Consider the following 21938-nt stretch of genomic DNA (forward strand, 5'->3'; position numbering starts at 1 on the left):
CGCCTTCGCGCTGACTGAAACCGAATTTTAAGGACCCACAGATAATGGCTATCGAAATCAAAGCCCCGTCATTCCCGGAATCGGTTGCCGATGGCACCGTTGCCACTTGGCACAAGAAACCAGGCGACGCTGTAAAGCGTGACGACCTGATCGTCGACATCGAGACCGACAAAGTCGTTCTGGAAGTGTTGGCCGAGGCTGACGGCGTACTGGGCGCAATCGTTGCCGAAGAGGGCGCTACCGTCCTGTCCAACCAGGTACTGGGCTCGATCGAAGCGGGCAGCGCTGCTGCTCCTGCCGCCGCTGCACCGGCTGCTGCTGCTTCGGCTCCAGCGGCTGCTCCGGCTGCGGGTGGCGAAGATCCAATCGCTGCACCGGCTGCACGTCAGCTGGCTGAAGAAAATGGCATCAACCTGGCTTCCATCAAAGGCACCGGCAAAGACGGCCGCGTGACCAAGGAAGACGTGGTTGCCGCTGTTGAAGCCAAGAAAAACGCTCCGGCTGCCGCGCCTGCCAAGGCTGCTGCTCCAGCTGCCGCCGCTCCTGTGTTCGCTGCTGGCGACCGCACCGAGAAGCGCGTGCCGATGACCCGCGTACGTGCAACCGTGGCCAAGCGCCTGGTTGAAGCACAGTCGAACATGGCGATGCTGACCACTTTCAACGAAGTCGACATGACCGAAGTCATGGCCCTGCGTTCGAAGTACAAGGATCTGTTCGAGAAGTCCCATAACGGCGTGCGCCTGGGCTTCATGTCGTTCTTCGTGAAAGCGGCCACCGAAGCGCTGAAGCGCTTCCCGGCAGTCAACGCTTCCATCGACGGCGGCGACATCGTTTACCATGGCTATGCAGACGTCGGCGTTGCCGTGTCCAGCGACCGTGGCCTGGTGGTACCGGTTCTGCGTAACGCCGAACTGATGAGCCTGGCTGAAATCGAAGGCGGCATCGCCGGCTTCGGCAAGAAAGCCCGTGATGGCAAGTTGACCATCGACGAGATGACCGGTGGTACCTTCACCATCACCAACGGTGGTACCTTCGGTTCGATGATGTCGACCCCGATCGTCAACCCGCCACAAGCCGCGATCCTGGGCATGCACAACATCATCCAGCGTCCGATGGCCATCAACGGCCAAGTCGTGATCCGCCCAATGATGTACCTGGCACTGTCTTACGATCACCGCCTGATCGATGGTAAAGAAGCCGTGACTTTCCTGGTGACCATCAAGAACCTGCTGGAAGACCCGGCTCGCTTGCTCCTGGATATTTAAGAGAAGCAGCTGCAAGCGTCAAGTTACAAGCTGCAGGAAAAAGCAGTTTGGCTTTTGCTTGCAGCTTGCGGCTGACAGCTTGTAGCTAATAGAGGATCTATTTTCATGTCTCAGAAATTTGACGTCGTAGTGATTGGTGCAGGTCCTGGCGGCTATGTTGCCGCCATCAAGGCCGCACAACTGGGCCTCTCGACTGCTTGCATCGAAAAATACACCGACAAGGAAGGCAAACTGGCACTGGGCGGTACTTGCCTGAACGTTGGTTGCATTCCTTCCAAGGCGCTGCTGGACAGCTCCTGGAAATTCCACGAAGCCCAAGACGGCTTCGCGATCCATGGTATCAACCATGCTGGCGTGACCATGGACGTGCCAGCAATGGTCGGCCGTAAAGCCAACATCGTTAAAGGCCTGACTTCCGGCGTTGCGACCCTGTTCAAGGCCAACGGCGTCACTTCCCTGCAAGGCCACGGCAAACTGCTGGCCGGCAAGAAAGTTGAAATCACCAAGCCTGACGGTTCGGTAGAAGTCATCGAAGCCGAGAACGTGATCCTGGCTCCAGGTTCGCGTCCAATCGACATCCCGCCAGCTCCAGTTGATCAGAACGTGATCGTTGATTCGACCGGCGCCCTGGAATTCCAAGCGGTTCCTAAGCGTCTGGGTGTGATCGGCGCTGGCGTGATCGGCCTGGAACTGGGCTCGGTCTGGTCCCGTCTGGGTTCCGAAGTGACTGTGCTGGAAGCCCTGGACACGTTCCTGTTGGCTGCCGACACCGCGGTGTCCAAGGAAGCGCTGAAAACCCTGACCAAACAAGGTCTGGACATCAAGCTGGGCGCCCGCGTTACCGGTTCCAAGGTCAACGGCGAAGAAGTCGTTGTGACCTACACCGACAAAGACGGCGAGCAGACCATCACGTTCGACAAGCTGATCGTAGCCGTGGGTCGCCGTCCGGTGACCACCGACCTGCTGGCTTCCGACAGCGGCGTGAACATGGACGAGCGTGGTTTCATCCACGTTGACGATCACTGCGCGACTACCGTTCCTGGCGTCTACGCCATCGGCGACGTGGTTCGCGGCATGATGCTGGCGCACAAGGCGTCCGAAGAAGGCATCATGGTTGTCGAGCGCATCAAGGGCCACAAAACCCAGATGAACTACGACCTGATCCCATCGGTTATCTACACCCACCCGGAAATTGCATGGGTCGGCAAGAACGAACAGCAGTTGAAAGCTGAAGGCGTTGAAGTTAACGTCGGCACCTTCCCGTTTGCTGCGTCTGGCCGTGCCATGGCAGCCAACGACACCGGTGGTTTTGTCAAAGTCATCGCTGATGCCAAGACTGACCGCGTATTGGGCGTCCACGTGATTGGCCCGAGCGCTGCAGAACTGGTTCAGCAAGGCGCGATCGGTATGGAATTCGGCACCAGTGCCGAGGACCTGGGCATGATGGTCTTCTCCCATCCGACCCTGTCCGAAGCGTTGCACGAAGCAGCGTTGGCTGTGAATGGCGGCGCCATCCACATCGCCAACCGCAAGAAGCGCTAAGCGAGATAATAAGAAACCACGGCGGAGTTGCCCGTCGTGAGCCTTGCGCGCAAGACTCACCGCGGAATATCCGCTGGACGCAGCCTTGCGCAGCTTTACGGGCCATAAGCCCAGCAAGTTGCGCAAGCAGCAGTCACAGGTGGCGCGGCACTCATAATGAGCGCAGCGCCGAATGCGCAGTACCTAACGAAGACGGTAAAAAGCATGAATCTTCACGAGTATCAGGGTAAGCAGCTGTTCGCTGAATACGGCCTGCCAGTTTCCAAGGGCTACGCAGTAGACACCCCGGAAGCAGCAGCAGAAGCCTGCGACAAAATCGGTGGCACCGAGTGGGTTGTCAAAGCCCAGGTCCACGCTGGTGGTCGCGGTAAAGCGGGCGGCGTTAAGCTGGTTCGCAGCAAAGAAGACGCCAAGGCCTTCGCACAGCAGTGGCTGGGCAAGCGTCTGGTGACTTACCAGACTGATGCCAATGGCCAGCCAGTCACCAAGATCCTGGTTGAATCGTGCACTGATATCGCTAAAGAGCTGTACCTGGGCGCTGTCGTTGACCGTTCGAGCCGTCGCATCGTGTTCATGGCTTCCACCGAAGGTGGCGTGGACATTGAGAAGATCGCCGAAGAAACCCCAGAAAAAATTCTGAAAGCCACTATCGATCCACTGGTTGGCGCTCAGCCATTCCAGGGTCGCGAGCTGGCTTTCCAGCTGGGCCTGGAAGGCAAGCAAGTTGCCCAGTTCGCCAAGATCTTCGTAGGTCTGGCCAAACTGTTCCAGGATCACGATCTGGCCCTGCTGGAAGTGAACCCGCTGGTGATCAAGGCTGATGGCGATCTGCACTGCCTCGACGCCAAGATCAACATCGACGCCAACGCCATGTACCGTCAGCCTAAGCTGAAGACTTTCCACGATCCGTCGCAAGACGATCCGCGCGAAGCGCACGCTGCCAAGTTCGAACTGAACTACGTAGCCCTGGAAGGTAACATCGGTTGCATGGTCAACGGTGCCGGCCTGGCCATGGGTACCATGGACATCGTCAACCTGCATGGCGGCAAACCAGCCAACTTCCTCGACGTGGGCGGCGGTGCTACCAAAGAACGCGTTACCGAAGCGTTCAAGATCATCCTGTCCGACTCCAACGTCGCTGCAGTACTGGTCAACATCTTCGGCGGCATCGTTCGTTGCGACATGATTGCCGAAGGCATCATCGGTGCAGTGAAAGAAGTCGGCGTGAAAATCCCGGTTGTTGTTCGCCTTGAAGGTAACAACGCTGAACTGGGCGCTAAAGTACTGGCAGAAAGCGGTTTGAACATCATCGCGGCTACCAGCCTGACCGACGCTGCTCAACAAGTTGTCAAAGCTGCGGAGGGCAAATAATGAGCGTCCTGATCAATAAAGACACCAAAGTTATCTGCCAGGGTATTACCGGTTCGCAAGGTAGCTTCCACACCCAGCAAGCCATCGAATACGGCACCAAGATGGTTGGCGGCGTAACTCCGGGCAAAGGCGGCACCGAGCACCTGGGCCTGCCAGTGTTCAACACTGTGAAAGACGCTGTAGAAAAAACTGGCGCTACCGCCAGCGTTATCTACGTTCCAGCTCCTTTCTGCAAAGACTCCATCCTGGAAGCAGCTTTCGGCGGCATCAAGCTGATCGTTTGCATCACCGAAGGCATTCCTACCCTGGACATGCTGGACGCTAAAGTTAAGTGCGACGAGCTGGGCGTTACCCTGATCGGCCCTAACTGCCCAGGCGTGATCACCCCAGGCGAATGCAAGATCGGCATCATGCCAGGTCACATTCACTTGCCAGGTAAAGTCGGTATCGTTTCCCGTTCCGGCACCCTGACCTACGAAGCTGTGAAGCAGACTACTGACGCCGGTTTCGGTCAGTCGACTTGCGTCGGCATCGGCGGTGACCCGATCCCAGGCTCGAACTTCATCGACATCCTGAAGCTGTTCCAGGAAGACCCGAAGACCGAAGCGATCGTAATGATCGGTGAGATCGGCGGTTCGGCTGAAGAAGAAGCGGCTGCCTACATCAAGGCACACGTGACCAAGCCGGTTGTTTCCTACATCGCTGGTGTGACTGCCCCTGCGGGCAAGCGCATGGGCCATGCTGGCGCAATCATCTCTGGCGGCAAGGGTACTGCAGACGAGAAGTTTGCTGCCCTGGAAGACGCAGGCGTTAAAACCGTGCGTTCGCTGGCAGACATCGGCAAGGCTTTGTCCGAGCTGACCGGTTGGGCTGTCAAATAAGCCTCGCGCTTAACTGACGCTTCACCAGGCAAAGGCCACCTTCGGGTGGCCTTTGTGCATTCTTGGGCATGGTGAAGATCAAATGTGGGAGGCTGCCCCGATAGCGGTGCATCAGCCAACACATGCAGTGGCTGACACTCGGCAATCGGGAGCAAGCCCCCACCCACATTTGATCTTCATAGGGCGCGGGATTGGGTCATACCCGGAAGGCTTTGACTGCGGTATTGAGCTGCCCACCCAGCACCAGCAGATGCTCTCCCTGGCTACGCCCTTGCCCGATCCGCAGCAAATTATCTTCACCCAATTGATGAATCCGCTCGCTGTTATCGCGAATCTCACTCACCGCGCCACTCTGCTGCGCGGTCACATCGGCAATCCGCACAGCCGTGTCGGAAATGGTCTGGATCGCCCCGACGATTTCATCCAGCGCTCCGTCCGCCGCCTGGGCCTGCTGGGCGGTGGCTTCGGCGTGTTCGACCTGGGCGCGCATGCCTTCCACTGATTGGTGGGCCGCGTTTTGCAGGCCGGTGATCAAGCCCTGGATCTCGGCGGTGGCGCCGGCGGTGCGTTGGGCCAGGGTGCGTACTTCGTCGGCGACCACGGCAAATCCACGTCCGGCCTCGCCAGCGCGGGCGGCTTCGATGGCGGCGTTGAGGGCCAGCAGATTGGTCTGGTCGGCAATCGAGCGAATCACCGTGAGCACGCCGCCGATGGTGGCGGACTCTTCAGCAAGCTTCTCGATCATCTGTGCGTTTTGCTGCACTTCACCGACCAATGCATGCAAGCCGGTCAGGCTCAGGCCGATCACCCGCTGGCCGTGTTCCACCGCCTGGCCCGCGCTGCGGCTGGCGCCGGCGGCCTGGCTGGCATCGCCGGCTACTTGCTGGATGGTGGCTTCAAGTTCGCCCAGGGAATCGCGGATTTGCGCGGTGTCCCCGGCCTGGCGTTCGGCGCCGTCGTGCAGGCCGCTGCTCAGCTCGGCGAGGGCGCGGCTGCTGCCGGCCACTTCTTCGGCATTGCCGCGAATGGTGCCCACCAAGTCCACCAGGTAGGCGCGCAATCGATTGAGGGAGGCTTCGATGTCGCGCAGTTCGCGGTTGGTCTTGCCCAGTGCGATCGGTTGGCTGAAGTTGCCTTCGGCCCAGATCGACAAGGCGGGGGCCAGATTGGTCAGCACCCTCGCCAGGCGGCGTTGCAGGGTGTCGATCAGCAGCGCAATCAGCAGGATCAGGCCGATCATCACCCCTTGCATCAGGCGGACTTCGCCTTGGATGAGGCCATGTTGCGCACGCACCACAGGCTCCAGACCGGCGATGGCCTGTTGCACGGCGTTGATCTTCAGGTGGGTACTGGCAGCCAGCTCGGTGCGTTGCTGGATCTGGTCGCGGGTGCGCTTGAGTTCGGCGGGGTAGCGGTTCAGCAGGCTGTTGAGTTCACGCTTGAGGTCGACGCCGGTGTCCTGGGCTTCGGTTTTTTCGCTGTTTTCCAGGCCCATCAGGGCGGAAAAGTCATCGGTATTGGATTCGGTGCTGGCTTTGACGCCGAGCAACGGCAGTTGTCCCAGCACCTCGGCCTGGGCGCGGATATTGGCGACTTCGCGCTCAACATCATCGGCCAGTTCCGCACGCCCGCTGCTCACCAGCTTGTCGCGGGCCAGGGACAACTTGCCCAGGTGCTGGGACGCGATCATCAGCGGTTGAAGGTAGCGCGCACCGTCTGGGGAATTGACGCCCGTGGCGTACTGGCTCAACTGGTCCAGGTTGGCGCCCAATTCGCGCTCCGCTTGCAGCAGCAAGGCTTGTGGGTCGCCGGCCAGCTTGCCGGCGGCCAGCAAGTCGGTCTTGCTGAAGGCGTCCAGGGCAGCCAGGCTGGGGCGCAGGTTTTGCGCCAGGTCAGCGGGCAGTTCATCCAGCTGTTGGCGCAGGTTTTCCAGGCTTTGGCTGGCGCTGCTCAGGCGGAGGGCGTCGCCGCTGGCCAGGTAATCGTCGATATTGCGCGCCGCCTGGTTCTGGAAGGTCTGGGACAACCCCAGGTAGCGCTCCATCAGCAGATATGGCCGTTCCAGCGCCCGTTGCGACCACCACAGCGTCGCCCCAAGTGCCAGGCACACGGCCACCAGAAGAAGGGTATTGAGATTGGTCAGCAGCTTCAGGCGCATGCGTGGTTTCAACCGACAGCAAAAGGTAAGTGCCTGAAGTTATTGCGTTTTCGTTACAGCGTTATGACGGAATCAGTGGATTCTGGTGAAAAGGTGGCACTTTGCTTTGACGCCCGTGCGGCTTGCACGCGATTGCGCCCGGCATGCTTGGCGCGATACAGCGCCTCGTCTGCCTGGGCCGCCATCATCAGGCTGTCGGAGCCGTCGCACAGCTCCACCAGCCCGGCGCTGAATGTGCACCACAAATCCTGGGGCTGTGCCGGGTAATGGATTTCGGCAAAGCGCCCACGGATTTCATCCAGCACCTTGCAGGCCGAATCCAGGTCGGTGTCGGGCATCACGATGGCGAATTCTTCACCGCCGTAGCGTCCGATAAAGTCGGTCTTGCGCAAACGCTGCTTGAGGAACAGTGCCAGGCTCTTGATCACACGGTCGCCCATGGGGTGGCCGTGGCTGTCATTGACCCGCTTGAAGTGGTCGATATCAAGCATGGCAAAGCTCAACGGCTTGTTCTCGCGGCGTGCGCGGAAGCTGCAGTCTTCGAGCAATTGCAGGATATGGGTGTGATTGTACAGCCCGGTCAGGCTGTCGCGCACCATCCGTGCCTTGAGGTGGCGGGCGCGGGCGCGCGGTTGCGCACGGTGGTGATCAGGTGGCGCGGCTTGATGGGCTTGGTGAGGAAGTCGTCACCGCCTTCGCTCATCGCATCCAATTGCTTGTCCAGATCGTCCTCGGCCGACAGGTAGATGATCGGCACGCTCACATAACGGTCGTTATGGCGGATCACCTTGGCCAGTTCGGTGCCGGTGCAGGCGGGCATGTACATGTCGAGGATGATCAGGTCGGGCTGGAAGTCCGCCAGTTCGGCCATGGCTGGATGGGTTCGATCAAGGTGCGGGTGACGATCCCGGCGCTGTTGAGCAGCCGTTCGGTGTGCAGCGCCTGGGCCCGCGAGTCGTCGATGATCAGTACTTTATAGGGCTCGTACTGCGCGACGCAGGTCAGCACTTCGATTTTTTCCAGCAGGCTGGAGGCTTCCAGTGTGCCGGTCAGAAACTCCTGGCCACCGGCGCGCACGGCAGCCAGTCGGGTCGGGGTGTCGGTTTCGTGCAGGCTGAAAAACAACAGCGGCAGCTTTTGCTCCAGGCCTTCCTGGGCTTCGGCGGCGAGTTTGAGGCCCAGGCCTGCGCCGCAGAAGTCCACGTCCATCACGATCGCGGACGGCAGGCGCTCGGCCATGGACGCGCGAAACGCTGTGACGCTGTCCAGGGATTGGGCGCTCAGGCCAAAGAACTCCAGCTGCTTGGCCAGGCGCTCGGCGCGGTCGTGATCGGCGAGCATCACGTAGATCGGCTTGCGCATCGGCGGCAGGAAGGTTTGTTCCAGCTGGTCGCCTTGACGCAGGCCGGTGCGGGACAGGCGCTGCATCAAGCGGTTGAGCTCGGTGATCAACTGGCTGCTGAGGCGGCCACGGTTTTCATCCACCGCTTTGAGCGATTCACCGATGTGGCGCGCCAACTGGCCGTGTTCGGGCTGTTCGAAACGCTCGGCAAAGCGCAGCAGGCGCAGATTGGCCTCGCTGAGCTCGGAGAGGTCGGCGCCTGACCATTCGCTGCGTTGCAGGCGCTGCCAGATCTCAAGAATTTGACGTGCCTGATGAATTACCCGCTGGGCAAAGTGCTGCTTGAGACGCTCACGGCTGGGGTCTTCTGGCTCGGTCATATCCTGACTACTAGTAAGGGTGCATGCTGAGGTCGAACTGATGGCTCTATGCTAGCACCTCTTTTCAATGGGATGAGTGTCATATGTCAATTAACTGTACGTCTGCGCGATTCAGTTAATGACCTGACGGTCGCGCAGCGTAAAAAGCGTCCATCCTTTATAGTCCAGCGCCACTCCTGCGCCAGTTTGGTGAAAACCCCCGCACCGGCGGGCACGATGGGGTAGGGTTGTGGTCGGAGTGTTTGAACGCACGCCGTCAATTGAAGTGCATGAACTCAAGTGATTGAAAGGATATCGCCATGCTGGACTGGAAAAACCGTGCAGGCAGTGCCAAAGGCCCCGCCCCTGAGCCCAAGTCGGCCAACCGCAGCTATTTTCGTACCCTGCTGATGAGCCGGGCGCTGCTCAGCGTGCTTGGCCTGTACCTGTTGGTCACCGGTGCCCTGGGTTGGTACTGGAGCGAAGAGCCGGCGCTGTTCCCGGTCCAGCAGAACGCGCAAATTGCTGCCGAGAAAGAAGGCAAGCAGATGGTGGTGGGCTACACCACCGTTGAAACCCTCAAGACCGTGGTCGGCACGTTGCTGAATAAACCCGGTGGCTACATTTCCAACGACCGTTTCCCTCCTGGCTTGTGGATGGACAACATGCCGAGCTGGGAATACGGCGTGCTGGTGCAGGTGCGCGACCTGACCCGTGCCTTGCGTAAAGACTTCGCCCGGTCCCAGTCGCAATCGGCCGAAGACGCCGACTTGGCCAAGGCCGAGCCGCGTTTCAACTTCGACAACAAGAGCTGGGTGCTGCCATCGAGCGAGTCGGAGTACCAGGAAGGCATCAACTCCTTGAGCCGCTACGAAGCACGCTTGTCCGACCCCAACCAGCGCGGCGCGCTGTTTTATGCGCGTGCCGACAACCTGAACAACTGGCTGGGCGATGTCGCTACCCGCCTGGGTTCACTGTCGCAACGCCTGTCGGCCAGTGTAGGCCGGGTCAAATTGAACACGGCACTGAAAACCGAGGCCCTGGCGCCGGGTGAAGTGCCGCAGGTCGATGAAGAAGTGGTGGAAACCCCATGGATGCAGATCGACAACGTGTTCTACGAAGCCCGTGGCCAGGCGTGGGCGCTGTCCCATCTGCTGCGCGCCATCGAAGTCGACTTCGCCGACGTACTGGCCAAGAAAAACGCCACGGTCAGCGTGCGTCAGATCATCCGTGAGCTGGAAGCCTCGCAAGAGCCTGTGTGGAGCCCGATGATCCTCAACGGCAGCGGCTTTGGCGTACTGGCAAACCACTCGCTGGTGATGGCCAACTACATCTCGCGGGCCAACGCAGCGGTGATCGATTTGCGTCAGTTGCTTAACCAGGGTTGATGATGGACGCCACTCAACAGGAGGCCGCGCACCGTGCGGCTTCCGATGCAGAACTGATCTGTTGGGTCGACGAGCAGGACAATCTGCTCGGCAGCCTCGTCAGGTCCGACCTTCGCCAGCGCGGCCTGATCGGCCGCTGCACCTTTATCTTCCTGTTCAACTGCGCCGGTGAGCTGTGTGTGCACCGGCGCACGTTGAGCAAAGCCATGTACCCGGGGTTCTGGGACACGGCGGCGGGCGGCATGGTGGCGGCCGGGGAGAGTTATGCCGAATCCGCAGCGCGTGAGCTGGAGGAAGAACTAGGCGTGGGCGGGGTGGAACTGGTCGAGCATGACCATTTCTACTTCGAGGATGGTAACAACCGGCTCTGGTGCAGATCCTATTCCGCCGTGTGGGATGGCCCCCTGCGTCTGCAGCCCGAAGAAGTCATGGAAGCGCGCTTTTTGCCCATCGGGATTGTCCTGCAGGAGGCCAAACAAAAGCCCTACTGCCCGGACGCCCAGGAGGGCTTGCGCCGCTATCTGGCCTCACGTCGCTAAAGTTGCATAAATTGGCGCCATTTGGCCCTTAGCAAGTTGGCTTTTTGCCGTTACACTGCGCGACTTTTCACCCGAGCCGCCTTGGCGGTTCGGTAGCGCTGCCCCTGCCTGAGTGGGGCTTCGCGGTCGGTCGTGCATGAGCGCGCCGATCAGTCTTCATCCTCCCAAGAGGATTGCCGGTGGCCAAAAAAGCCGCATCCTTCGCCGCCCTTGGTGGCCTGGTATTTTCCACCGACGCAGGTCGACACTGCCCGGACTGTCGTCAGCCCGTGGATTCGTGTACCTGCAAACACACCCTGATTCCTGAAGGCGACGGTATTGCCCGCGTGCGACGCGAGAGCAAGGGCCGTGGCGGCAAGACGGTGACGACTATCACCGGCGTGCCCCTGGCTGAAGATGCGCTCAAGGAACTGGCCACCGCGCTGAAAAAGCGTTGTGGCACCGGTGGCGCTTTGAAAGACGGTGTCATCGAGATCCAGGGCGATCACGTCGAACTGCTGTTGGCCGAGCTGATCAAGCTCGGTTACAAGGCCAAGAAGTCCGGCGGCTGACAGCCTCTTCCCAACCTGTGTCTAAACTCTGTCCTGCGAGTGGGGTCTACCTTTCTTACAGGCAAATCGTCATTTTCATTCTTTAGACTGCGCCAGCCTCCGTGAGAGGTGGCGCCTTCGCCTTCATTTATAGGGGACTTCAATGTCCGTACGACGCACACGCAAAGACGATGGCAGCCAATGGACAGTTGCGGACAGCCGCAGTGTTTACGGGATCCGCCATTGGGGGGCCGGGTATTTCGCGATCAATGACGCCGGTCGCGTTGAAGTCCGTCCGAACGGCCCGAACAGCACGCCTGTCGACCTTTACGAACAAGTCGACCAGTTGCGCAAAAGCGGCCTGTCGTTGCCGTTGCTGGTGCGCTTCCCTGACATTCTGCAAGACCGTGTACGCCAGCTGACCGGCGCCTTTGACGCCAATATCGAGCGCCTGGAGTACCAGAGCAAGTACACCGCGCTGTACCCGATCAAGGTGAACCAGCAGGAAGCGGTGATCGAGAACATCATCGCCACCCAGAACGTCTCCATCGGCCTCGAAGCGGGCTCCAAGCCTGAGCTGCTGGCCGTGCTGGCCCTGGCGCCGAAGGGCGGCACCATCGTCTGCAACGGTTACAAAGACCGTGAGTTCATCCGCCTCGCGCTGATGGGCCAGAAGCTCGGCCACAACGTGTTTATCGTGATCGAGAAAGAATCCGAAGTCGGCCTGGTGATCGAAGAGGCTGCCAGCCTCAAGGTCAAGCCACAGGTCGGCCTGCGTGTACGGTTGTCGTCCCTGGCGTCGAGCAAGTGGGCGGACACCGGTGGCGAGAAGTCCAAGTTCGGTTTGTCGGCGGCGCAACTGTTGTCCGTGGTCGAGCGCTTCCGCGCCGCAGGCCTGGACCAGGGCATCCGGTTGCTGCACTTCCACATGGGTTCGCAGATCGCCAACCTGGCCGATTACCAGCACGGGTTCAAGGAAGCCATTCGTTACTACGGCGAACTGCGCAACCTCGGCCTGCCGGTGGATCACATCGACGTCGGCGGTGGCCTGGGCGTGGACTACGACGGTACGCACTCGCGTAACGCCAGTTCCATCAACTACGACATGGACGACTACGCCGGTGTGGTCGTGGGCATGCTCAAGGAATTCTGCGACGCGCAGAGCCTGCCGCACCCGAATATCTTCTCCGAAAGCGGCCGTTCCCTGACCGCCCACCACGCCATGCTGGTGGTGCAAGTCACTGACGTCGAGAAACACAACGACGAAATCCCGACCATCGAAAACAAGGAAAGCCTGCCGGAAACCGTGCAGTGGCTGGTGGACCTGCTGGGCCCGACCGACATCGAGATGGTCACCGAAACCTACTGGCGCGCAACTCACTACATGAGCGACGTGGCCACCCAGTACGCCGATGGCAAGCTGACCCTGGCCGAAAAAGCCCTGGCCGAACAGTGCTACTTCGCCGTGTGCCGCCGCCTGCACAACTCGTTGAAAGCCCGCCAGCGCTCGCACCGCCAAGTGCTGGACGAACTCAACGACAAGCTGGCCGACAAGTACATCTGCAACTTCTCGGTGTTCCAGAGCCTGCCGGACACCTGGGCCATCGGCCAGGTTTTGCCGATCCTGCCGCTGCACCGCCTCGACGAAGAGCCGCTGCGCCGCGCCGTGCTGCAAGACCTGACCTGCGACTCCGACGGCAAGATCAAGCAATACGTCGACGAGCAGAGCATCGAGACCAGCCTGCCGGTACACGCCCTGAACGAAGGTGAAGATTACCTGCTGGGCATCTTCCTGGTGGGGGCTTACCAGGAAATCCTCGGTGACATGCACAACCTGTTCGGCGACACCGACTCGGTGAACATCTACCAGCGTGAAGACGGTTCGGTGTACAGCGCCGGGATCGAGACCCACGACACCATCGAAGACATGCTGCGCTACGTGCACCTGTCGCCGGAGGAGTTGATGACGCACTACCGCGACAAGTGTGCGAGCGCGAAGATCTCGGCGTCGGAACGCACCCAGTTCCTGGACGCCTTGCGCCTGGGGCTGACGCGCTCCTCGTACCTGTCCTCGTAAGCTGAGCTGACACAAATCCAACTGTGGGAGGTGCGGTGCGATGCCCCCTCCCACAGTTGGAACGCTGCCATTGCTGAGGTTGTGTGGGGGCTGAACGATGTCGCGCAAATGGCTGCAAGTGTTCACCCTGGCAATGGCTGCTTTGATGGCGGCCTGCTCGCCGATCAAAGTGCTCAATGCACTGACACCCGGCGACACCTTCACCAAGACTTCCGCCATCGCCTACGGCGACGATCCCCGCCAGAAGCTTGATATCTACCGCCCGCTTCCTGCCATTTCAAACGCCCCCGTGGTGGTGTTTTTCTACGGCGGCAGCTGGAACAACGGCAGCAAGGACGACTACGCTTTCGTCGGCGAAGCCCTGGCTTCACGGGGCATGGTGGTGGTGATCGCAGACTACCGGCTCTACCCGCAAGTGCGTTACCCCGCCTTTCTCCAGGACGGCGCCAAAGCGGTGGCCTGGACTTATCACCATGGCGCTGAATACGGCGCCGATCCCAAGCAGCTTTACGTGATGGGCCATAGCTCCGGCGCTTATAACGCCTCGATGCTGGCGTTGGATGGGCGTTGGCTCAATGCAGTGGGCTTGGCACCCTCGATCTTCAAAGGCTGGATCGGCCTGGCCGGGCCTTATGACTTCTTGCCGATTGAAAACCCAGACGTGAAGCCGGTGTTCTTCTTTCCGGACTCACCGCCGGAATCGCAGCCGATCAACCACGTCAGCCGTGACGCGCCGCCAAGCCTGTTGATTGCCTCGACCGATGACACGCTCGTGAACCCCACCCGCAACACGGGAGGGTTAGCGAAAAAACTGCGGGAAGCGGGTGCGCAGGTTGAGGTGTTGTATTTCACCCGAACCGGCCATGCGACATTGGTGGCGTCTATCGCCAAGCCTTTGCGCTGGTTGGCGCCAGTGCTGGATAGGGTGACGGGGTTTATCGAGTCCACCTCCGGCCGATAGCCTGGGCCGGCATGGGCTTGGTCAGTAGACGTCAACGCAGTGCGCCACCGGGCAGGTTCCCTGGTTGTATTTCAGACCCAGTTGGTCAATGGTTCCTACGCTGTTCGGACGCGCTATGGTGATATCCCAACTGTTTATTTGCAGATCAAGCGATGCTCCTGAGGCGAGCGGGTGTGGCTGAGTGCCTTGCATAACGATTAGAGCGAACGCCGTCTTGTTTGCGATCCGCTGCACGCCTGCGATGTTGCTCGGGCCTTGACCACTGGTGCATCCGGCGAGCATGGCCAGCGTGCAAGCCGCGGCAATCCAAAGGTTTTTTGTGATGTTCATATCCAACTCTCCATGCATAAATGAAAGGGTAGTGTCATGTCCATTCAATGCTTGGATTGCCAGTTTGTAACCTGTCAGAACTAACAGGTGGGGCACTCAGCGCCGCTATCGAACCATTGATTCGGTCGTTTGATCCGCCCGGCGATATGCCCAGCGGAGGCGCGCAAAGCCTTGCCGGGCAGGGCGCCCACGTTATTTACGGTTGTTCGGCGCCTTGGACAATCAGGCAATACTGGGTATTGCACTTGGTGTTGGTGCCCACCAGTGACGCAAATTTAAACCCGCTATTTGGGGACACGGGGGAGACGGTCACGCTGTAGCGATTGTCCAGGCGCGTACGGCCCTTGGGCTCCAGGAGGGTTTTCTTGCCTTGTTGTATTGCGTAGACCTGGAAGTCGCTGTTATTCCAAACCTCTATCATCGTTAACAAGGCTGGGTCTGGGGTAACGGACGGCGCTTGTGTCGGGGGAATCTCGACTTGCCCGTCCGGCACGTTGAGGCTGTCAGCAATGGCCGTCGAGATGAACGCGCCGGTCATCAAGGCGGCGAGGCAGAAGTGGCTTTGAATGCTCATGTGCAGGCGTCCGAGGTTCAAAAAAAGATAAGGGCATCTGGAATGACTTGTCTTCAGGGCCCACCTGTTATTTAACGCCGGGGACGGGCACTTGTAACCTGTGAGATCTAACAGGTCGCAGGTGCGAGCCATTGATTGCGGCTGCTCAACCGCCAGGCGATCGCCCACAGCGTAAAGCTGCGCAACGCCATGAACAGCAGGAAGGTGATCCACAGCCCGTGGTTGGCGTAGCCCTGCAACAGCCAGGCAAACGGCAATGTGATCAGCACCGTCAGCAGCATTCCATTGCGCATCTCCCGCGCGCGGGTGGCGCCGATAAACAGGCCGTCCAGCAAATAGCTCCACACCGCAATCAAGGGCAGCAGGGCCAGGTAGGGCAGGTAGATATCAGCAGTGTCGCGCACGCTGGGGATGTCGGTCTGCATGGCGATAAACAGGTGCCCGGCGAAGGTGAACAGCAGCGCAAAGCCGACGCTGGCAATCAGTGACCAGCCACCTGCGACCACCAATGAACGGCGCAGGGACTGGCGATCGCGGGCACCGATGGCGTGACCGCAAAGGGCTTCCACTGCGTGGGCCAGGCCGTCCAAGGCATGAGCGGTGAGCAGCAGGCCGTTAAGCAGCAGGGCATTGGCGGCCACGGTGGCATCGCCCAGGCGTGCGCTTGCACCGTGATCATGAAAAACACCGACTGCAAGGCGAGGCTGCGGATAAAAATGTCGCGGTTCACGGCCAGCAATGGGCGCCAGCTTTGCCACACTTTCAGCGCGGCCCAGGCGATATGGCCGGGGTAGGCGCGCAGGGCTTTTTGCGTCAGGGCCAGGCCAAGCAGGGCGCCTGTCCATTCGGCGATTACGGAGGCTCTCGCCGAGCCGACTACACCCCAATCCAATCCGAGTACGAACCACAGGTTGAGCGCGATATTCACCAGGTTGGTGGTCAGCAGAATCGCGAGCGGCGCACGGGCGTTCTGCGTGCCGAGTAACCAGCCGACCAGCGCGTAAGTGGCCAGGGCGGCAGGGAGGCCGAACAGTCGGATGTGGAAGAAGTCGCGGGTCAGTTGGTTCAGCTCGGGGGAGGGCTGCATCCACTCAAGGGCCAGATGGCTCAGCGGAATGCCGACGGTTCCCAGCACTATCGCCAGCCCCAACGCCAGCAACAGACCTTGCAGCAGGATTTGTCGCAGTGCGGCACCATCGTTGCGGCCAGCGGCTTGGGCGGCGAAACCGGTGGAACCCATGCGCAGGAAACCCATGGCCCAGGCGAGGAAGGTATACAGGCTGGCACCGACGGCCACCGCGCCCAGTTGGTGGGCGTGTGGGAGGTGGCCGATGACCATGCTGTCGACCAGTGCTACCAGCGGCACGGAGATATTCGACAGGATCATCGGCGCGGCCAGGGCCCAGACGCGGCGGTGGGTAGGGCGGTGGCGCCAGTCGGTCAGTAAGGTGGACATGCAGGCTCCTCTGGGGAGCGGCATTGTAACTGGCCCTCCGTCGCACCGCAGGACCAATGTGGGAGGGGGCTTGCCCCCTCCCACATTTTATTCTTCATAGGCTGTGGGATTTGGCTTGGCTTCAACCTCATCCAGAACCAAACCACCCTCCGTCGGTCAATGTGACCAGCGCCACATCGGCTTCGCCGGCACTGATATATAGTTCACCCCTCGGTCCCCTCTCACTACGAGTGCCCCATGCTTAACAAAGGATTGTTCCTGGCCTGCGCGCTGGCCCTGCTGAGCGCCTGCGATTCTTCCGATAAACCGGCTGCACCGCCCGCACCGACAGTGGCGGCAGCGCCGATACCGGCCAAGGCGGCGGTGGATGTGCCAGCGCTGAAGCAGCGCTACGCCGGACGTGAGTTGAGCGTGGTGGATGTGTCCGAAGTGCAGCTGGATGGGGCCAGCACCTTGTCGGTGAGTTTCTCCATTCCCCTGAACCCCGACCAGAAGTTCGCCGACAGACTCCACCTGGTAGACAGCAAGTCCGGCAAGGTCGATGGCGCCTGGGAACTCTCGGATAACCTGATGGAGCTGCGCCTGCGCCACCTGGAACCCCAGCGCAAACTGGTGCTGACAGTCGACGCCGGGGTGAAGGCGGTCAACGACAACACGCTCGCCGCCGAGTACATCGCCCGCCTGGAAACCCGTGACCTGCAAGCCACCGTCGGCTTCGCCAGCCGTGGCACCTTGCTGCCGACGCGCCTCGCCGAGGGCCTGCCGGTGATCGCGCTGAACGTTGACAAGATCGACGTCGAATTCTTCCGCATCAAGCCTGAATCCCTGCCGTCGTTCCTGGCGCAGTGGGGGCGCAATACCAGCCTGCAAAGCTATGAATCCCGTGAACTGCTGCCGCTGGCCGATCTGGTCTACGGCGGCCGTTTTGATCTCAATCCGGCGCGCAATACCCGTGAAACCCTGCTGCTGCCGATTGCCGGCCTCAAGCAATTGCAGCAGCCGGGCGTGTACCTGGCGGTGATGCGCGCCTCGGGCACCTACAACTATTCGCAACCGGCCACGCTGTTTACCCTGAGTGATATCGGCCTGTCGGTGCACCGCTATGCCAATCGCCTGGATGTGTTTACCCAGGCGCTGGAAGGCGGCAAGGCGCTGGATGGCGTAGACCTGGAAGTGCTCGACGCCGATGGCCGCGTGCTGGGCCAAGGCAAGACCGAGAAGGGCGGCCACGCCGAGTTGCCGTTGCCGAAAAAAGCCCAGGTGCTGCTGGCCAAACAGGGTGAACAGACCAGCCTGCTGCGCCTCGACAGCGCCGCGCTGGACCTGGCGGAATTCGACATCGGCGGCCAACCCTCGCACCCGTTGCAGTTCTTTGTATTCGGCCCACGCGACCTGTATCGCCCCGGCGAAACCGTGCTGCTCAACGCCCTGTTGCGCGACAAGGACGGCAATGCCGTCAAGCCGCAGCCGGTAAGTGTCGAGGTGCGTCGCCCGGATGAACAGGTCAGCCGCAAATTTGTCTGGGATGCCGACGCCTCCGGCCTCTATCAATACCAACTGCAACTGGCCGGCGAAGCGCCGACCGGGCGTTGGCAGCTGGTGTTCGACCTGGGCGACGGCAAACCGCAGCTGTATGAATTCCTCGTCGAAGACTTCCTGCCCGAGCGCCTGGCGTTGGAACTCAAGGGCAGCGACACGGCGCTGAGCCCGGCTGACAACCCGGTTATCCAGGTCAACGGCCGTTACCTGTACGGCGCACCGGCTTCCGGCAATCGCGTCAGTGGGCAGGTGTATGTGCGGCCGCTGCGCGAGGCGGTCAAGTCGCTCCCCGGTTATCAGTTCGGCTCGGTCACTGAAGAGGAGTTGAGCCAGGATTTCGAACTGGACGAAAGCGTGCTCGACGCCAAGGGCCAGGAAAAACTGACCCTGGAAAGCAAATGGGCCGAGGCCAAATCACCGCTGCAACTGATCGTGCAGGCCAGCCTGCAAGAGTCCGGTGGACGGCCGATCACCCGTCGCCTGGTGCAACCGATCTGGCCGGCCGAGCAATTGCCGGGCCTGCGCGGGCTGTTTGACGGCACCGAAACCAACGGCGATGGCCCGGCGGAATTCGAAGTGCTGCTGGCCAACCAGGACGGGCAGAAACTCGCCGCGCAAAACCTCAAGGTGCGCCTGGTGCGCGAGCGCCGCGACTATTACTGGAACTACTCCGACAACGACGGCTGGAGTTACCACTACAACGAGAAATTCCTCAACCTTGATGAGCAGACGCTGAACATCAAGGCCGGCGACACCGCCAAGGTCAGCTTCCAGGTGGAGTGGGGCCCGTACCGTGTCGAGGTTGAAGACCCGCAGACCGGTTTGGTCAGCAGCCTGCGTTTCTGGGCCGGTTACCAGGCACAGGACAACACCGAAGGCGGCGCCGTGCGGCCCGACCAGGTCAAGCTGGCGCTGGATAAACCGGCGTATGGCGACGGCGATACCGCCACTGTCACCGTGACGCCGCCCGCTGCCGGTAAAGGCTACCTGCTGGTGGAATCCGCTGAAGGGCCGTTGTGGTGGCAGGAAATCGACGTGCCGGCCGAGGGCAAAAGTTTCGCCGTAAAACTCGACCCTGAATGGTCGCGCCATGACCTGTATGTGAGTGCCCTGGTGATTCGCCCTGGCGAACGCAAAGCCAATATCACCCCCAAACGCGCCGTGGGCTTGCTGCACCTGCCGCTGGATCGCACCCAGCGCAAACTGGGCGTGACGCTCACCGCGCCGGAAAAAATGCGCCCCAAACAACCGCTGACGGTGAAGATCGCCGCCAAAAACGCCGATGGCAGCGTGCCCAAACAGGTGCATGTACTGGTGGCTGCGGTGGACGTGGGCATCCTCAACATCACCGAATACCCGACGCCCGACCCGTACTCCAGCCTGTTCGGCCGCAAGGCCTATGGCGTGGACCAGTTCGACATCTACGGCCAGTTGATCGAAGCCGGGCAAGGCCGCCTGGCCAGCCTGGCCTTCGGTGGCGACGCGGCATTGGCCAAGGGCGGCAAGCGCCCGGACACCAGCGTGACCATCGTCGCCCTGCAAAGCGCGCCGGTGACCTTGAACGACAAGGGCGAAGGCGAAGTCAGCGTCAATATTCCCGACTTCAATGGCGAACTGCGCCTGATGGCCCAGGCCTGGAGCGATGACCGCTATGGCATGGCCGAAGCCAGGACGGTGATTGCCGCGCCGCTGATCGCCGAGCTGTCGGCGCCGCGCTTCCTCGCCGGGGGTGACCAGACGACGCTGGCCCTGGACCTGTCCAACCTGTCGGGCAAGGCGCAGAAACTCGATGTGCAGTTGACCGCCGAGGGACAGTTGGAATTGGTCAACACCGCCACGCAAACCGTTGAACTCAAACAAGGCCAGCGCACCACCCTGCGTATCCCGGTGAAAGCCTGGGGCGGGTTGGGCCAGGGCAAGGTGAGGGTGACGGTCAACGGGCTGGATCTGCCGGGTGAAAACCTGCCGCCGTTCAGCCGTGAATGGACCTTGGGCGTGCGTCCGGCGTACCCGGCGCTGCTCAAGCATTACCGCGCCGTGATCAAGGATCAGCCATGGGCACTTCCCGTGGGCGCAATGGATCAATTCGATGCCTATGGGCGCCAGGCGCTGTTGAGCCTGTCGAGCCGTCCGCCCCTGAACCTCGGTGCGCAAATCAGCGCGCTCAAGGCCTACCCCTATGGGTGCCTGGAGCAGACCGCCAGTGGCCTCTATCCATCCCTGTATGCCGACGATGCGTTGCTCAAGCGCCTGAGCATCAAGGGCGAGCCGGATGCCGAGCGTAAGCGCAAGATCGAGTTGGGCATCGAACGCCTGCTGGGCATGCAGCGCTACAACGGCAGCTTTGGTTTGTGGGGCGCCGACGGCGAAGAAGAATATTGGCTGACGGCCTACGTCACCGACTTCCTGTTGCGCGCCCGTGACCAGGGTTTCGCCGTGCCGCCCGAGGCCCTGAAGAAGGCCAGCGAGCGCCTGCTGCGGTATGTGCAGGAGCGCAACCTGATCGAAGTCGACTACAGCGACAACGCCGAACACACGCGCTTTGCCGTGCAAGCCTACGCCGGCATGGTGCTGGCGCGCAGTCAGCAGGCGCCACTGGGGGCGCTGCGCAGCATTTTCGAGCGACGCAGCGATGCGCGTTCCGGCTTGCCACTGGTGCAGTTGGCCATCGCCTTGCAAAAGATGGGCGACCAGCCGCGTGCGGACCAGGCGTTGCAAGCCGGCCTGGCGACGCAGCGCAGTGCCAAGGATTGGCTGGCCGACTACGGCAGCCCGCTGCGGGACCAGGCGATGATCCTGGCGTTGCTGGAAGAGAATGACTTGGCCAAGGGCAAGCGCGAAGAGCGTTTGTTTACCCTGTCGGACCAATTGGCGGCCAGCCCGTACCTGTCGACCCAGGAGCGCAATTCGCTGTTCCTGGCCGGGCGCCTGGGGTTCGCCCAACCCGAGGCGGCCTGGAAGGTCCTGCTCAACGGCAGCGGCGGTGAGCGTGAGCTGAACAACCAACAGTCGACGCTGGACCTGGAAGGCAAGCTGCTGTCAGGCGATCTGAGCCTGACCAATCAGGGCGACACCCCGGTGTATCAGCAACTGACGATCTCGGGTTACCCGCAAGTGCCCCCGGCACCGGGTGGCGACAACCTGAGCATCCGCCGTGAATACCTGGGTATGAACGGCCAGCCGCTGAACCTGCGCAACCTCAACAGCGGCGACCTGGTGCTGGTGCACCTGGCGGTGAGCGCCAGGCAGCGCGTACCGGATGCGTTGGTGGTCGACCTCCTGCCCGCTGGCCTGGAGCTGGAAAACCAGAACCTGGCGCAAAGTGCCGCCAGCCTGGAAAACGCCAGCAGCCAAGTGAAGGAGTGGCGCGAGTCGATGCAGAACGCGGCGCTCAAGCATCAGGAGTTCCGCGATGACCGCTATGTGGCGGCGATCAACCTGGACGGCGATGGCACGACGCACCTGCTGTACCTGGCGCGTGCAGTGACGCCGGGCACCTACCGTGTGCCGCCGCCCCAGGTGGAGTCGATGTATCGGCCGAACTGGCAGGCAGTGGGGGAGACCCCGGCGGACCTGGTCATCAAGGGCCGCTGAAGAACCCTTGTGGGAGCGGGCTTGCTCGCTCC

12 protein-coding genes and 3 pseudogenes are annotated in these 21938 nt (G+C 61.1%); 10 read left to right on the top strand and 5 right to left on the bottom strand.

What is annotated here, in order from left to right; all coding sequences use genetic code 11:
• The first annotated feature begins 44 nt into the window (after positions 1–44).
• The 4 genes from odhB (at position 45) to sucD (ending at position 5059) form a co-directional block, all read left to right on the top strand.
• The gene (odhB, locus tag IQK56_RS08640; protein ID WP_193862725.1) at positions 45–1265 is read left to right on the top strand and encodes a 2-oxoglutarate dehydrogenase complex dihydrolipoyllysine-residue succinyltransferase; all 1221 of its coding nucleotides are present in this window, start codon (positions 45–47) and stop codon (positions 1263–1265) included.
• A gap of 105 nt (positions 1266–1370) precedes the next feature.
• Positions 1371–2807, top strand: coding sequence for a dihydrolipoyl dehydrogenase (gene lpdA / locus IQK56_RS08645; protein ID WP_099586741.1), 1437 nt, complete (start codon positions 1371–1373; stop codon positions 2805–2807).
• A gap of 204 nt (positions 2808–3011) precedes the next feature.
• Positions 3012–4178 (top strand): ADP-forming succinate--CoA ligase subunit beta, encoded by a 1167-nt coding sequence (gene sucC / locus IQK56_RS08650; RefSeq protein ID WP_003210567.1) that lies wholly within the window; start codon positions 3012–3014, stop codon positions 4176–4178.
• Positions 4178–5059: a succinate--CoA ligase subunit alpha gene (gene sucD, locus IQK56_RS08655; RefSeq protein WP_017134448.1), complete on the top strand. Its 882-nt coding sequence runs from the start codon at positions 4178–4180 to the stop codon at positions 5057–5059. Before sucC ends, sucD begins: the two co-directional genes overlap by 1 nt.
• A gap of 196 nt (positions 5060–5255) precedes the next feature.
• Here the strand turns inward: sucD and IQK56_RS31725 are convergent.
• Positions 5256–5771 (bottom strand): annotated as a pseudogene (locus IQK56_RS31725) (methyl-accepting chemotaxis protein); the annotation flags it as partial.
• 1499 nt (positions 5772–7270) lie between these two features.
• Positions 7271–8939, bottom strand: a pseudogene (locus IQK56_RS08665) (diguanylate cyclase).
• 299 nt (positions 8940–9238) lie between these two features.
• Between IQK56_RS08665 and IQK56_RS08670 the strand changes: the two are divergent.
• The 5 genes from IQK56_RS08670 (at position 9239) to IQK56_RS08690 (ending at position 14413) form a co-directional block, all read left to right on the top strand.
• On the top strand, positions 9239–10306 hold the full coding sequence (locus tag IQK56_RS08670) for a DUF2333 family protein (protein ID WP_099583597.1): 1068 nt from the start codon (positions 9239–9241) through the stop codon (positions 10304–10306).
• Between the two features lie 2 nt (positions 10307–10308).
• Positions 10309–10845: an NUDIX hydrolase gene (locus IQK56_RS08675; protein WP_150674973.1), complete on the top strand. Its 537-nt coding sequence runs from the start codon at positions 10309–10311 to the stop codon at positions 10843–10845.
• Between the two features lie 179 nt (positions 10846–11024).
• Entirely contained in the window at positions 11025–11396 is a 372-nt protein-coding gene (locus IQK56_RS08680; RefSeq protein ID WP_150674974.1) for a translation initiation factor Sui1, read from the top strand.
• Between the two features lie 142 nt (positions 11397–11538).
• Positions 11539–13452: an arginine decarboxylase gene (gene speA, locus IQK56_RS08685; RefSeq protein ID WP_122308087.1), complete on the top strand. Its 1914-nt coding sequence runs from the start codon at positions 11539–11541 to the stop codon at positions 13450–13452.
• A gap of 97 nt (positions 13453–13549) precedes the next feature.
• The gene (locus tag IQK56_RS08690) at positions 13550–14413 is read left to right on the top strand and encodes an alpha/beta hydrolase (protein WP_150760934.1); all 864 of its coding nucleotides are present in this window, start codon (positions 13550–13552) and stop codon (positions 14411–14413) included.
• Between the two features lie 21 nt (positions 14414–14434).
• Here the strand turns inward: IQK56_RS08690 and IQK56_RS08695 are convergent, their stop codons facing one another.
• From IQK56_RS08695 to IQK56_RS08705, 3 genes and pseudogenes are all read right to left on the bottom strand, one after another.
• Positions 14435–14743: a hypothetical protein gene (locus IQK56_RS08695; protein WP_193863155.1), complete on the bottom strand. Its 309-nt coding sequence runs from the start codon at positions 14741–14743 to the stop codon at positions 14435–14437.
• Positions 14744–14939: 196 nt separating this feature from the next.
• Positions 14940–15317 (bottom strand): hypothetical protein, encoded by a 378-nt coding sequence (locus tag IQK56_RS08700; protein ID WP_122308090.1) that lies wholly within the window; start codon positions 15315–15317, stop codon positions 14940–14942.
• A 107-nt stretch (positions 15318–15424) separates the two neighbouring features.
• Positions 15425–16773: pseudogene (locus IQK56_RS08705) on the bottom strand (MATE family efflux transporter).
• A 237-nt stretch (positions 16774–17010) separates the two neighbouring features.
• Between IQK56_RS08705 and IQK56_RS08710 the strand changes: the two are divergent.
• Positions 17011–21906, top strand: a complete 4896-nt coding sequence (locus tag IQK56_RS08710) for an alpha-2-macroglobulin family protein (RefSeq protein WP_193863159.1) — start codon at positions 17011–17013, stop codon at positions 21904–21906.
• The last annotated feature ends 32 nt before the right edge of the window (positions 21907–21938 follow it).

It is taken from the genome of Pseudomonas cyclaminis (assembly GCF_015163715.1).
Classification (GTDB): domain Bacteria; phylum Pseudomonadota; class Gammaproteobacteria; order Pseudomonadales; family Pseudomonadaceae; genus Aquipseudomonas; species Aquipseudomonas cyclaminis.